The sequence below is a fragment of the Plantactinospora sp. BC1 genome (assembly GCF_003030345.1).
GTDB lineage: Bacteria > Actinomycetota > Actinomycetes > Mycobacteriales > Micromonosporaceae > Plantactinospora.
Genome location: NZ_CP028158.1, coordinates 4,315,321 through 4,328,782, shown reverse-complemented (window position 1 = coordinate 4,328,782; position 13,462 = coordinate 4,315,321). Strand labels below are relative to the sequence as shown.

Genomic DNA, 13,462 nt, shown 5'->3' with positions numbered 1-13,462 from the left:
CCGGAACACAGCACGGGCGAGGTGGTCTCCCACCCCGCCCGTGCTGCCGTGCGTTATGTGAACGGCCCTCATGGACCGATAGAGGACGACCCCGGTACGCCGCGTCCCGACCCGGAGGCCGGTCCGTCCACGACGGTCAGCGGGTGCGTGTGCCGGCACGCTATCGGTTCGACGGGCCCGGTCGCGCTCCCCTTGATCCAACCGTTATGACCGCCCGAAGGCGTCAGGATTCCAAGAATGTCCTGGTCACGGGCCATTTATCCGGCGGGCTCGACGTTTTGCCGCCGGATCGGAGCCAAGGACCGACCCCTCGCCCAGCCGGCGGTGGCCGAATGGACGAGGGTAGTTCAGCGGGCCTGTACGAGCGGCAGGCTCCGGCCCGCGCCGCCACCCGGCAGCGCGATCGAGGAGAAGTGCGACACCACCCGGTCGTCGGTCGGGTCGTCGGCCGGGGTGCGGTGCACCGCCAGGTGCCGGTAGAGGGTGTCCCGCTGCGCGGGGATCCGGCCGGCGGAACGGATCATCCAGATCAGCTCGTGCAGGTTGGAGCGGTGCCGGGCCCCGGCCGAGGAGATGACGTTCTCCTCCAGCATGATCGAGCCGAGGTCGTCCACCCCCATGTGCAGGGCGAGCTGTCCGGCGTCCTTCCCGGTGGTCAGCCAGGACGCCTGGAGGTGCGGCACGGTGTCGAAGAAGAGCCGGGCCACCGCGACCAGCCGCAGGTACTCCAGGGTGGTCGCCTGGGTACGGCCCTTGAGGTGGTTGTTCTCCGGCTGGTACGTCCACGGGATGAAGGAGCGGAAGCCCCGGGTACGGTCCTGCACGTCGCGGATCATCCGCATGTGCTCGATCCGCTCGGCGTTGGTCTCCCCGGTCCCCATCATCATGGTGGCGGTCGACTCGACGCCCTGCCGGTGTGCGAGTTCCATCACCTCCAGCCAGCGGGCCCCGGACTCCTTCAGCGGGGCGATCGCCTTACGCGGCCGCTCGGGCAGCATCTCGGCGCCGGCCCCGGCGATCGAGTCCAGCCCGGCCGCCTTGATCCGGCTGATCGCCTCCTCCAGGCTGACCCCGGAGACCTTCGCCATGTGCAGGATCTCGCTCGGCCCGATGGAGTGGATGGCGAGCTGCGGGTACGCCCGCTTGACCGAGGAGAAGAGCTCCTCGTAGTACTCCACGCCGTAGTCGGGGTGGTGGCCGCCCTGGAGCATCACCTGGGTCGCACCCAACTCGACCGCCTCGGCGCAGCGGCGCAGGATCTCCTCGGTCGGGTGCGTCCAGCCCTCCCGGTGCTTCGGCGCCCGGTAGAAGGCGCAGAACTTGCAGGCGGTCACGCAGACGTTTGTGTAGTTGATGTTGCGGTCGATCAGGTACGTGACGATGTTGTCCGGATAACGCCGCCGCCGTACCGCGTCCGCCGCCTCACCCAGCGGGTGCAGCGGCGCGTCGGTGTAGAGCAGCAGCGCCTCCTCGGGCGTGATCCGCCCGCCGTCCGCGCCACGTTGCAGGATGCTGTCGATTTCCCGGCTCACCGTCACATCCCGAGGGTACGCCGCCCGACTTGCGCGCCCCAGCCACGCTCGGGGATGTGAGCACCGACAACCCCTGGGTACGGCTGCGCCGGCGGCGGTGGTTCAGGTGGTGCAGCTGCCGTTGTCCGGGTTGACGCACTTGGCCCGGCTCCAGAGCGTCTCGAAGTTGTTGTGGAAGTCGTTCCAGACGGTCGGGTGCTCGATCTTCACCAGGGTCTCGTCGTGGTCGGTCAGCGCCGGGTCGGTGACGTTGTGCGAGCCGGTGAAGACGACGCTGCGCCCGGCCACCCCGGCGAAGGTGCCCCTGATGATGATGTTCTTCGAGTGCACGGTCACCACCCGGCCGTCGTAGTTGCTGGCCTCGGCGTCGTAATACTTCTTCAGCGAGACGTTCGGCTGCCCGTTCAGGGTGGCGTACGCGGTGCTGCCCATCGAGCCGTAGACGACCCGGACCTTGCAGCCCATCCGGCCGATCCGGCGCAGCTCGGCGGCGACCTGCGGGCGGGCGTCGGTGAACTGGGCGTGCGCGACGTCCACCGCGCAGCCGCTGGCGAAGGCGTTCACCTCGGCCAGCCGGTTCGCCAGGGTGTCGCTGTCGGCCCGGGGCGAGTGGTAGACGGTGACGGCGGTGGTCGGCGACTTGTAGTAGCCGTTGGCGGCGTTGAAGTAGTCGTTGTTCTTCCGCTGCGCCCGCATGTCGTTGAAGTACGCGGTGAAGTGGTCGTACAGGTCGTAGTCCTCGTGCACCACCAGAGCGCTGTTGAAGAGGTTGTTCTGGCTGAAGGTGAGGTTCTGCGAGCTGACGAAGACGACCCGCTTCATGGTGCCGCTGGTGGAGAACGTGAAGACCTTGTTGTGGTTGATCGAGTTGCTCTTGTTGCCGATGCACGCGGTCGAGCCGGCCACCGTCGACGAGGTCTTGCCGCAGATCACCAGGTCGTCGAGGTTGGCCGAGTTGAGCACCGCCATCGCGGCGTTGTCGGCGCCGGTGTTGACCCCGCCGCCGGTCTCGTCCAGCACGATCCGGACGATCACGCCCCGGGCCGCCGCCCGCTTCAGCGCCTCGGCCACCACCGGGGAACTCCAGCTGTACATGATGCCCCGGATGTAGCCGCCGGCCGGTGCGCCGTCGGCGAGCCGGACCAGCTCGTCCTCGATGGTCCGGTCCCGGGTGCCGTCCTCGGCCGGGATGTTGAACCGGGTGTACGCCGGGAACGGGTCGGCGGCGGTGACCGCACCGTCACCGGCGTCGGCCGGGGTGGCGCCACCGGCCACCGCGGGCTGGCTGGGCAGGGCGGTGGCGAGCAGGCCGACCGCCGCGAGGCAGGCGAGTCCGGCTCGGGCGCGACGCGTGCGGAGCATCCTCATGGCTACCTTGGTAGTACACATTCTTCAATGGAGCAACAGCCATCGAAGAATTTCTTCATGGCCGGCGGTGGCCGGGACAACGCGGCTCAGCCGTCGTAGTCGACCTCCAGCGTGTCGGTGACCGGGCTGGCCTGGCAGGTCAACACGTACCCGGCGGCCACCTCGTCCGGCTCCAGGGCGTAGTTGCGGGCCATCGACACCTCGCCGGAGACCACCCTCGCCCGGCAGGTCGAGCAGACCCCACCCTTGCAGGCGTACGGCAGCTCGCTGCGGACCCGCAGGGCCGCGTCGAGTACCCGCTCGTCCCGCCCCATCCGGAAACCCGACGTCCGGCCGTCCAGCCGGATCGTCACCTCGGTGCCGGCGTCGGCCGCCGTCGCGGCGGGGCGGACCGGCGGCGCGGGCGGGGCGTCCACGTGGAACAGCTCGGCGTGTACGGCCCGCTCCGGTACGCCCCGTCCGGTGAGCACCAGCCGCGCGTCGAGCACCATCCCGTACGGGCCGCAGAGGAACCACTCGTCGATCCGCTCGGCCGGCACGATGGTGTCGAGCAGCCGGCCGAGCCGCTCGGCGTCGACCCGGCCGGAGAGCAACGGCGACTCGCCCGGCTCCCGGGACAGCACGTGCACCAGGTGCAGCCGCTCCGGGTAGCGGTCCTTCAGGTCGGCCAGCTCCTCGACGAACATCACGGTGCGGCCGTGCCGGTTGCCGTACACCAGGGTGAAGGTGCTGGCCGGCTCGACGGCGAGCGCGGTCGCGACCAGCGACAGCACCGGGGTGATGCCCGACCCGGCGACCACCCCGGCGTAGTGCCGGACCCGGTCCGGCGCGAACGCCGTGCCGAAGGTCCCGAGCGGCGGCAGCACCTCGACGGTGTCGCCGGCCCGCAGCGCCGAGACCGCGAAGCTGGAGAAGGCGCCGCCCGGCACCTCCCGTACCCCGATCCGGAGCCGTCCGGTCGCGGCCAGCTCGGCCGGGGTCGAGCAGATCGAGTACGACCGGCGCACCTCGGCCCCGTCCGGCGGCACCCGCCGTACCGTGAGGTGCTGCCCGGCCCGGAAGGCGAAGGTCTCGCGCAGCCGCGCCGGTACCTCGAAGGTGACCGCGACCGCGTCCTCGGTGAGCCGGTCGACCGCCCGGACCGGCAGCGGGTGGAAGACCGGCCGGCGACGGACCGGCCGGTTGATCGTTACGCTCAAAACGCCCTCAGATGGTCGAAGGGTTCCCGACAGGCCCGGCACCGCCACAGCGACTTGCAGGCGGTCGAGCCGAACCGGCTGACCTGTTCGGTGTCGGCGGCACCGCAGTGCGGGCAGCGGACGCTCAGGGTGACCGGGACGGGGCGACCGCCCGCCGGCCCCGGCGGGGCGATCCCGGCGGCGGCCAGCTTGGCCCGACCGGCCTCGGAGATCCAGTCGGTGGTCCAGGCCGGGGCGAAGACGGTGACGACCTCGGCCTCCGGATGCCCGGCGGCGGCCAGCGCGGCCCGGATGTCGGCCCGGATCACGTCCATCGCCGGGCAGCCGGTGTAGGTCGGGGTGATGGTCACGGTGACCCGTCCGGTCGCCGGGTCCTCGGTCACGTCCCGCAGCACGCCGAGGTCCTCGATGGTCAGCACCCGCAGTTCGGGGTCGACCACCGCCGCCGCGGCCCGGCGGGCCGGCGAGGATCCGGCCGCGCTCACCAACGGGCTCCCGGATGCGCCCGGTGCAGCACCTGCATTTCGGCGAGCAGGTAGGAGAGGTGCTCGGTGTGCAGCCCGGCCCGGCCGCCGGTCGGCCCCCAGCCGTCGGCCGGGCGCGGCAGCGTCGCGGTCTCCAGCACCGGCTCGACGTTCGCCAGGAAGGCGGCGCGCAGCCCGGCCGGGTCGACCGGCGCGGCCGGGTCGGCCACGAACAGTTCACCGGTGTACGGCCACAGCTCCTCGACCGCCGCCCGCATCCGCCGGTGCGACTCCTCGGTGCCGTCGCCGAGGCGTACCGTCCAGAGGCCGGCGTGGTCGAGGTGGTAGGCGACCTCCTTGCGGGCCTTGCCGGCGATGGCGGCCAGCCGCTCGTCGGCGCAGCCGCTCAACGCGGTGTAGAGCGGGAGCTGGTACGCCGACAGGAAGAGCAGCTTCGCCATCGTGAACGCGAAGTCGCCGTTCGGCAGCTCGACCAGCAGGCAGTTGCGGTACTCCCGGTCGGTGCGCAGGAATGCCAGCGCGTCCTCGTCCCGGCCCGCCCCCTCCAGCTCCCCGGCGTAGCTGAGCAGCAGCCGGGCGGCGCCGAGCTGGTCCAGGGCGATGTTGGCCAGCGCGACGTCCTCCTCCAGCTCCGGGGCGGCGGTGACCCACTCGCCGAGCCGCTGGGCGGCGACCAGCGCGTCGTCGCCGAGCCCGAGCAGGTAGTCCACTGTGGTGTGTACGGGTGCGCCGGTGGTGTTCACAGGTGTGCCGCCCCGTCGGGTACCGGATAGAACGTCGGGTGCCGGTAGACCTTGTCGGCCGAGGGCTCGAAGAAGGCGTCCTTCTCGTCCGGGCTGGAGGCGGTGATCGCCCCGGCCGGTACGACCCAGATCGAGACGCCCTCCTGGCGCCGGGTGTAGAGGTCCCGGGCGTTGCGCAGCGCCAGCTCGGCGTCCGGGGCGTGCAGGCTGCCGACGTGGGTGTGCGACAGCCCGCGCCGGGCCCGGACGAAGACCTCCCAGAGCGGCCAGCCGGCCCGGCCCTGGCTCGGGGCGGTCACGCCGGCACCGCCGTACGCTCGGCGGCCCGCTTGGCCGCGTACGCCTCGGCGGCCTCGCGCACCCAGGCCCCGTCGGCGTCCGCCCGGCGGCGGTGTGCGATCCGTTGCCGGTTGCACGGCCCGTCGCCGGAGATCACCCGCATCAGCTCGGCGTAGTCGGGCTGGGTGTAGTCGTGCGCCTGCCGGGACTCGTTCCACCGCAGGTCGGGGTCGGGCAGGGTGAGGCCGAGCACGCCGGCCTGCTGCACGCACATGTCGACGAAGCGCTGCCGCAGCTCGTCGTTGGAGAACCGCTTGATCTTCCAGGCCATCGACTGCTGGGAGTGCGTCGAGTCACCGTCCGGCGGGCCGAACATCGCCAGCGACGGGTACCACCAGCGGTCCACCGCGTCCTGGGCCATCGCGTGCTGCTCCGGGGTGCCGTGCGCGAGGGTGTGTAGGATCTCGTAGCCCTGCCGCTGGTGGAAGGACTCCTCCTTGCAGATCCGGATCATCGCCCGGGCGTACGGCCCGTACGAGCAGCGGCACAGCGGTACCTGGTTGACGATCGCGGCGCCGTCCACCAGCCAGCCGATGGCGCCGACGTCGGCCCAGGTCAGCGTCGGGTAGTTGAAGATCGAGCTGTATTTCTGGCGACCGGCGAGCAGCAGCTCGACGAGTTTGTCCCGGCTCACCCCGAGGGTCTCGGCGGCGGCGTAGAGGTAGAGCCCGTGCCCGGCCTCGTCCTGCACCTTGGCGAGCAGGATCGCCTTGCGCTTGAGCGAGGGGGCGCGGCTGATCCAGTTGCCCTCCGGCTGCATGCCGATGATCTCGGAGTGGGCGTGCTGGGCGATCTGCCGGATCAGCGTCTTCCGGTACGCCTCCGGCATCCAGTCCCGGGGCTCGATCTTCTGGTCGGCGCCGATCAGGGCGGTGAAGTAGTCCTGCGGGTCGGTGTCGGTGGCCGGGTCGGTGCCGGGACGGCCACGGTCGGCGGCCGCCCGCAGCGCCACCTCCGCCGCCTCGACCTGATCGAGCAGGCCGCCGGCGGTTCCGTCATCCGGGACCGGGAAGTCATGTCCGTACACGCAGCAAGTGTTACAGCTCAACTAGTCAGTAACCAAGATGTGTAATAGAAATGCCGCCCAGACCGGCCGCTGAGCTGGGCCGGCGCCCCGCACCAAATGTCCGCACTGATGGGTGAATGAGCCTGGTCACATCGGTCCAAATATTCGCCATCTATTACCACATAAGCGGTCATTTCAGGGCGACATCGGAAGACTCCCGGGCTTCACCATCTGGCGGATTGGACCCGGCCACGTAAACTTTCCCCCGTTCCCGTACTGCCGCCTCCCCCGGCAGTCCGGACGCGGAGCAGACCGCCGGTGTGGGGCTGGCGGAGGCGCCGCCGACCCACAGTCACACCGCACAGCGCCCTGGACACAGCGGCCCCCCGGCCTTCACCCTTGGAGCCCCATCCTCATGCGTCCCCGCGTGACCCTGGTGCTCGCCATCACGACAGTCGTGCTTGGCGGCCTGTTGCTCGTGCCCGCCGCGTACGCCCGGCTGGCCGACTCCGGCGGGAGCACGTCCTCGGCCGAGGAGGCGCCCGTCGGGATCGAGCCGTCCGCGCCGCCGCCGCCGACCCTGGCCGCCGCCCCGGTGACGGTGAAGGGGGTGGACGGCTTCCTCGGCTGGGCCCTGCTCGACCGGGAGAGCGGCAAGATCTCCGGCTCCAAGAACATGACCTCGACCAACTCGACCGAGTCGATGATCAAGGTCTGGATCGTCTCGGACTACCTCCGCCGGCTCGGCGACAAGACGCCTCCCTCGGGGACGCTGAAGATGGCCAGCACGGCGATCCGGGACAGCAACGACGACTCGGCCGAGACGCTCTACAACAGGGGTGGCCGGGGCGCGGTGGTGGACCGCCTGATCAAGATGTGCCAGCTCACCGACACCCGCAAGGTGGTACCACCGGGGGAAAGTTCTGTTTGGTGGAGTTATACCGAAATGTCCCCTCGGGACGCGGTGCGGATGGGAGAGTGCATCAAGGACGGCACGGCCGCCGGACCGAAGTGGACCAAGTGGGTGCTGGACGAGATGACCAAGGTGCGCGGCACGACCTCCGCGAGGGATCAGAAGCTCAAGCAGGGCGGCGGGCGCTGGGGCATCATCGACGGGCTCTCCGAGGGGGTCCTGGCGCAGGGCCCGGTCGGCATCAAGAACGGCTGGACGCTGATCAACGCTGACGGCAAGTGGCACCTGAACTGCCTGGCCGTCAGCGACGACTGGGTACTCTCCGTGATGACCCGATACTCCGGCCGCAAGGGCCTCGACTACGGCGCCGACGTCTGCGCCAGCGTGGCCAGCCAACTCACCACCCCGCAGCCCGGCGCCGTGCTGAAGGTCCCGATGCCGCTGACGGCGGGGCAGTCCTGATGGGTGCCGACGAACGCGCCGCCGAGCGGCGGGCCCGGTCCAACCGGTCCACCCTGCTCCGGCTCACCCTGATCGCGGGCGTGCTCTTGGTGCTGGTGCTGGTCGGGCTCCGGCTGATGCCGGGCTCGCCGTTCGCGAGTACCGCCGCCGCCAAGTGGGGCGAACCGTCCGGCCCGGCCGGTCCGGCCGCCACCACCCCGGGCCGCCCCGGCACGCCCACCCCGACCCCCAGCCCGGAACTGCCGCCGCTGCCGGTGGCGCCCGCCAAGGTGAAGATCGACAAAGACGGCTGGTGGAACTGGGCGCTGATGGACACCCGGACCGGCAAGATCTCCGGTTCGGCCAACATGGACGAGACCAACCCGACCGCCTCGATGATCAAGGCGTGGATCGGCGCGGACTTCCTCCGTCGCGCCGCCGAGCAGGGCGACACCCCGAGCGACACCCGGATGAACCAGGTCTCGATCATGATCCGGGACAGCGACAACAACGCCGCGCAGACCCTCTACGAACTCAACGGCGGCACGGCGTCGATCAAGCGACTGATCAGCATCTGCGACCTGACCGACAGCAGCCCGGCCGCCGACGGCGGCTGGAGCCGGACCGCGCTCTCGGCCCGGGACACCGCCCGGATGGGCGCCTGCATCGCCGACGGCCGGGCCGCCGGGCCGAAGTGGACGAAGTGGCTGCTCGACGAGATGCGCGCGGTGCGCGGGGTCGGCAACTTCGGCATCCGCAAGGCGTTCCCGGCCGCCGAGCAGAAGACCATCGCGGTCAAGAACGGCTGGGTGGACCGGCAGCGCGAGCAGAAGTACACGGTGAACTGCCTGGCCATCGGCGACGGCTGGACGATGGCGGTGGAGACCAGGTACGCGATCAACCTCGGCTACACGTACGGGGCGAAGATCTGCGAGGACGTGGCCCGGCAGCTCCGCGCCGCCTCCGACGCCACCTGAGTCCCCGCCCGGCCCGACCGGGCCGCCCGGCTCAGTCGGAGAAGAAGACCGGTCCGTCCGCCGGCAGCGCCGGTACGCCGGTCAGCTCGACGGCGCGGCGGGCGAACTCGCGCAGTCCGGTCACCTGGCGCTCGCCGAGCGAGAAGTCCAGGGTCCGGAAGTACGTGGCCAGGGTCGCCGCGTCGAACGGCTCCCACCGGGCCGCCGACTCGGCGACCTCGTCCAGCTCGGCCAGGCAGAGGTCCCGGGAGCGCAGGAACGCCTGGTGCACGTCCTTGACCTGCCCGGGGTGGTTGGCCGCGAAGTCCCGGCGTACCGCCCAGACGGCGAAGACCATCGGCAGCCCGGTCCAGTCCCGCCAGGCCTGCCCGAGGTCGGTGACGGCGAGCCCACGCCCGGGCGCCTCGTAGAGGGCGCGCAGCGCCACGTCGCCGATCAGCACCCCGGCCTCGGCCTCCAGCAGCATCGTGGTCAGATCGGGCGGGCAGCTGAAGTACTCGGGGTGCACGCCGTACTTCTGCGCGAGCAGCATCCGGGCGAGCAGCACACCGGTCCGGGAGGTGGAGCCGAGGGCCACCTTGGCGTCGTCCAGCTCGGCGAGCGGGCGGGTGGAGACGATGTTGACCGAGAGCACCGGGCCGTCGCTGCCGACCGCGAGATCCGGCAGCAGCAGCAGCTCGTCGGCGTGCTTGAGGTACTCCACCAGGGTGATCGGCCCGATGTCGAGGTCACCGGCGACCAGGGCGGCGCTGAGCCGCTCCGGCGAGTCCTTGTGCAGCTCGACGTCGATCAGCGCACCGGAACGCATCAGCCCCCAGTAGATCGGCAGACAGTTGAGAAACTGGATATGGCCTACCCGGGGTCGCCGCAGCTCGGTCATGATCCGACGGTAACCGCCGGTTCGACCGGCTGCCCGGCCGACCGGGGCGGAAGTGGCCCAGGACGCATCGTGGCCCGCTCGCGCCGGGCGGCCCGCAACACCACCGGGGTCACCGCAGCGACCACGGCCAGCCCGGCCGCCCCGGTCACCGCGACCAGCGGCCGGGGCGGGAAGCCGGCGAGCAGCAGCCCGCCGGCCAGATAGCCGAACATCCCGGCGCCCTGGATCGCGGCGCCCTGGGCGGCGAAGGCCCGGCCGCGGGCCGCCGGTGGCACCCGGTTGGCCAACACCAGGTTGCTGAAGACGTTGAGCCCGCCGTTGGCGGCGCCGCCGACCAGCCAGAGCGGGACCAGCCAGCCGGCGGCCGGCACGGTGGCGCCGAGTCCGACCAGCAGGCAGGCCGCGCCGAGCATCCCGAGCACGCCCTTGACCAGGGCGCCGTCGTCGCGGGCCCGCCGGGCGGTGCCGGCCAGCAGCCAGGCGCCGACCAGCATGCCGGCGGTCCAGGCCGCGCTGATCAGGCCGAACATCGTGGTCGAGGAGTGCAGGGTCTCGCGTACGTAGAAGACCTCGATCACGTTGACCGCGCCCACCCCGGCCACCGTGGCGGCGATCGCGGCCACCATCGTCCAGAGCAGCGGGTCGCGGCGCAGCCGCCAGGCGGGGGCCGCCGGTGCCGGGGTCGCCCCGCCGGCCGGTCCCGTCGCCCGTCGGCCACCCCGTCGGGTACCCAGCAGCAGGCCGGCGGCGATCAGCGCGAGATAGCTGCCGGCGTCGAGCAGCAGCGGTACCCGGGCACCGAACTGCCCGACCAGCAGCCCGGCCAGGGCCGGCGCGACGAGCATGCCGACCGAGCCGGCGGTCTGGTTGATCGCGCTGGCCCGGGGCAGGTCGGCCCGGCGCACCATCTCGGGGAGCAGGGCGGCCAGGGTCGGCTGGGTCACCGCCAGCCCGCAGGCGAGCAGCGCGGCGAGCGGCAGGATCACGGCGGTGCTCTCGGCGAAGGCGAGCGCGGCGCAGACCAGCGCCTGGCCGGCACCGGCCCAGACCAGCAGGGTGCGGCTGTCCACCCGGTCGGCCAGTCGACCGGTCAGCGGGGCGAGCAGCACCAGCGGCAGCGTGGCGGCCAGCATCACCCCGGAAACCGCCAGTCCACCCGCTCCGGCGGATTGCAGGGCGAGCGCCAGCGCGGTCGCGGCGAGGAAGTCGCCACAGGTGGAGACGGCCCGGGCGCCGGCGGCCAGGTAGACGTCCCGCCAGTGCGACACCGTCGGCGTGCCGTCGTCGGGTACGGCGACACCGACAGTTGTGAAAGACATACTTCGAAAGTAATCCTTCACAACTGCCGTACGCAAGCCCGGTCGGTTTACTCCATCGGCAGCGCCGCGAAGTGGACCATCACCGGACGGGACCCCTCGGGCGGATCGGCCCGCTCCCGCCGCCGGTACGGCCGCATCAGCTCGCGGATCCTGTCGTTCAGCGCCACCAGTTCCTCGGCGGTCAGCATCAGCACCGCGCCGCCGTACTGGGCAGCGTCGTACCACTCCTTCGGCTCCTCGCCGATCCGCCGGGCCCAGCTCCGGATCCGCTCCATGTCGCGGGCGGCGTACACCTCGATCAGGGTCTCCTGGGCGGCCCGCGCCTCCGGCGACGCGTCCTGACCGGCCTCCACCCCCCAGGAGCCGACACTGCTGCGCCAGAGCCGCTCGCGGGCGTCACCCCGGCTCGGCGCCTGCTCGACCAGGCCGAACTTCGCCAGCTCCCGCAGGTGGTAGCTGACCGCGCTCGGGGAGAGCCCGACGATCTCGGCGCACTCGGTGGCGGTGACCGCCGCCCCGGTGGTGGTCAGGTGCTCCATGATCCCTAGCCGGGCCGGATGCGCCAGCGCCCGCATCACCTGCGGATCACTGATCATCATCGGCCGCTGCTCGACGGGCTGCTCGGTCATGCGCCCCATGATTCCGCCTCCGGCCGGCCCGGCGGCAGCTACCCGGCCGGCACCGCTACACAAACTGTTCGTACCACAACCAGCCGGTACTACAAACAGTTTGTAGTAGACTGGCCGCATGCCGATCGTGGGCCGGAAGGCCGAACTGGCCGAACTGACCTCGGCCTGGCAGCGGGCCACCGAGGGACATCCCGAGCTGGCCGTGGTCTGGGGTCGCCGCCGGGTCGGCAAGACCTACCTGCTCACCCACTTCGCCAGAGAGAAGCGGGCGGTCTACTTCACCGCCACCCGGCAGGACGCCGACGACCGGCAGCTCCGCCGGTTCGCCGAGGCGCTACGCGAACAGCTCGGCGACGAGGTGGCCGACCTGGCCCCGGCGACCTTCCCCGACTGGGAGACCGCGCTGCGGTTCGTCGCCCGGCTGGCCCGCACCGCCCCGCTGCTCGTGGTGCTCGACGAGGCGCCCCGGCTGACCGGCGGGCACGCCGACTTCGCCGACACCGTCTCCGCCGTCTGGGAGAACCACGTCCGCGACCAACGGCTGCTGCTGGTGCTCTCCGGGTCGGCGGTCGCGGTGATGGAGCAGATGCTCGGCCCGCAGGGCGGACTGCACCGCCGGGCCGGCGTCGAGCGCCGGATGGATCCGTTCCCCCTGCTGGACGCCCGGGCGTTCCTGCCCGACCTGGCTCCCGAGCAGTTCCTTGAGGCGTACGCGGCCTGCGGCGGCTACCCGCTGCACCTGAGCAGGTGGTCGACAGGGCGCTCCACCGAGGAGAACCTGCACGAGTTGGCCTTCACTCCCGGTGGCCTGCTGCTGCGGGACGCGCCGGACATCCTCTCCGAGGACCTCGACTGGCGGGGCGGCTACGAGCGGGTGCTGACCGCGATGGCCGGCGGCGCCCGGCGACGGTCCCGGATCGCCGGCCGGGCCCAGCAACGGATCGACTACACCCTCGACCGGCTGCGCCGGGCCGGCTACGTCCGGGCGGTACGCCCGATCGGCGCGGGCGGCTCGGCCGACCCGATGTACGAGATCGCCGACGACTACCTCGCGTACTGGTTCGCCGTGCTCCGCGACGACGCCGACCTCATCGACGGCGGGCAGGGGCCCGCGGTCCGGCGACGCACCTGGGGGCGGTGGCAGACACACCTCGCCCGGGTCTTCGAGGCGGCCGCCCGGGAGCACGCCCAGCATCTGGTGGCCACGGGTGCGCTGCCCGCCGAGACGGTGGTCGGCCGCTGGTGGAAGGACGAAACCGTCGAGATCGACGTGCTCGGCCTGGCCGGCGACGATCCCGTACTCGTCGGCGAGGCCCGCTGGCAGACCAGGCCGCTCACCCTGCGCGACCTGACCGACCTGCGGCGCCGGGCCGGCCACCTGCCGCCGCCCGGACCGGCCGGCCTCACCTTCGGGTTCTGGTCGCGCGGCGGTGGCGACGAGACGCTGGCCGGGCACCCGGAGGTCCGCACCTTCACTCCGGCCGACATGCTGGCAGGCACACCCGGCCGGCGGTCCGGCCGGCGCGGCGGGTGAAATTCGCTGGAACCCCGACCCAGCCGCAGGTAGGCTCATTGGCCGCTTGACGGCCGAGGTGAGAAAGCACCGCAGCGGACGTCCCCGCGCCGGGTGC

13 protein-coding genes are annotated in these 13,462 nt (G+C 71.8%); 3 read left to right on the top strand and 10 right to left on the bottom strand.

The genetic code is table 11. The features are described from left to right. Window positions 1–347: 347 nt before the first annotated feature. The 7 genes from mqnC to paaA form a co-directional block, all read right to left on the bottom strand. Window positions 348–1,538 (bottom strand): cyclic dehypoxanthinyl futalosine synthase, encoded by a 1,191-nt coding sequence (gene mqnC / locus C6361_RS18865; protein WP_107262142.1) that lies wholly within the window; start codon window positions 1,536–1,538, stop codon window positions 348–350. Between the two features lie 96 nt (window positions 1,539–1,634). Then, entirely contained in the window at window positions 1,635–2,900 is a 1,266-nt protein-coding gene (locus C6361_RS18860; RefSeq protein ID WP_159079382.1) for a phosphatidylserine/phosphatidylglycerophosphate/cardiolipin synthase family protein, read from the bottom strand. 86 nt (window positions 2,901–2,986) lie between these two features. Continuing rightward, window positions 2,987–4,099, bottom strand: coding sequence for a 1,2-phenylacetyl-CoA epoxidase subunit PaaE (gene paaE, locus C6361_RS18855; protein WP_107262138.1), 1,113 nt, complete (start codon window positions 4,097–4,099; stop codon window positions 2,987–2,989). Continuing rightward, window positions 4,096–4,584: a 1,2-phenylacetyl-CoA epoxidase subunit PaaD gene (gene paaD / locus C6361_RS18850; RefSeq protein ID WP_107262136.1), complete on the bottom strand. Its 489-nt coding sequence runs from the start codon at window positions 4,582–4,584 to the stop codon at window positions 4,096–4,098. The genes paaE and paaD overlap by 4 nt, the downstream gene beginning before the upstream one ends. Next, window positions 4,581–5,327 (bottom strand): 1,2-phenylacetyl-CoA epoxidase subunit PaaC, encoded by a 747-nt coding sequence (gene paaC, locus C6361_RS18845; protein WP_107268520.1) that lies wholly within the window; start codon window positions 5,325–5,327, stop codon window positions 4,581–4,583. The genes paaD and paaC overlap by 4 nt, the downstream gene beginning before the upstream one ends. Further along, complete coding sequence (paaB, locus tag C6361_RS18840) at window positions 5,324–5,626, bottom strand: 1,2-phenylacetyl-CoA epoxidase subunit PaaB (protein WP_107268519.1); 303 nt, start codon at window positions 5,624–5,626, stop codon at window positions 5,324–5,326. Before paaB ends, paaC begins: the two co-directional genes overlap by 4 nt. Beyond that, on the bottom strand, window positions 5,623–6,693 hold the full coding sequence (gene paaA, locus C6361_RS18835) for a 1,2-phenylacetyl-CoA epoxidase subunit PaaA (RefSeq protein WP_107268518.1): 1,071 nt from the start codon (window positions 6,691–6,693) through the stop codon (window positions 5,623–5,625). Before paaA ends, paaB begins: the two co-directional genes overlap by 4 nt. A gap of 394 nt (window positions 6,694–7,087) precedes the next feature. On the opposite strand from paaA, the gene C6361_RS18830 reads away from it, so the two are divergent. Both C6361_RS18830 and C6361_RS18825 read left to right on the top strand, forming a co-directional pair. After that, window positions 7,088–8,047, top strand: a complete 960-nt coding sequence (locus tag C6361_RS18830; RefSeq protein ID WP_107268517.1) for a hypothetical protein — start codon at window positions 7,088–7,090, stop codon at window positions 8,045–8,047. Further along, window positions 8,047–9,003 carry a serine hydrolase gene (locus tag C6361_RS18825; protein ID WP_107262127.1) on the top strand — a complete coding sequence of 319 codons (957 nt, stop codon included), beginning with the start codon at window positions 8,047–8,049 and terminating at the stop codon, window positions 9,001–9,003. The genes C6361_RS18830 and C6361_RS18825 overlap by 1 nt, the downstream gene beginning before the upstream one ends. A gap of 31 nt (window positions 9,004–9,034) precedes the next feature. On the opposite strand, the gene C6361_RS18820 is transcribed toward C6361_RS18825, so the two are convergent. Genes C6361_RS18820 through C6361_RS18810 form a run of 3 tightly spaced genes read right to left on the bottom strand, consistent with a single transcriptional unit; the run spans window position 9,035 to window position 11,831 of the window. Next, complete coding sequence (locus C6361_RS18820; RefSeq protein WP_107268516.1) at window positions 9,035–9,883, bottom strand: menaquinone biosynthetic enzyme MqnA/MqnD family protein; 849 nt, start codon at window positions 9,881–9,883, stop codon at window positions 9,035–9,037. Further along, on the bottom strand, window positions 9,880–11,202 hold the full coding sequence (locus C6361_RS18815) for an MFS transporter (protein WP_107262123.1): 1,323 nt from the start codon (window positions 11,200–11,202) through the stop codon (window positions 9,880–9,882). Before C6361_RS18815 ends, C6361_RS18820 begins: the two co-directional genes overlap by 4 nt. A 47-nt stretch (window positions 11,203–11,249) precedes the next feature. Beyond that, window positions 11,250–11,831 carry a helix-turn-helix transcriptional regulator gene (locus tag C6361_RS18810; protein WP_234358887.1) on the bottom strand — a complete coding sequence of 194 codons (582 nt, stop codon included), beginning with the start codon at window positions 11,829–11,831 and terminating at the stop codon, window positions 11,250–11,252. 118 nt (window positions 11,832–11,949) lie between these two features. On the opposite strand from C6361_RS18810, the gene C6361_RS18805 reads away from it, so the two are divergent. Then, complete coding sequence (locus C6361_RS18805; RefSeq protein ID WP_107262121.1) at window positions 11,950–13,365, top strand: ATP-binding protein; 1,416 nt, start codon at window positions 11,950–11,952, stop codon at window positions 13,363–13,365. Window positions 13,366–13,462 lie beyond the last annotated feature (97 nt).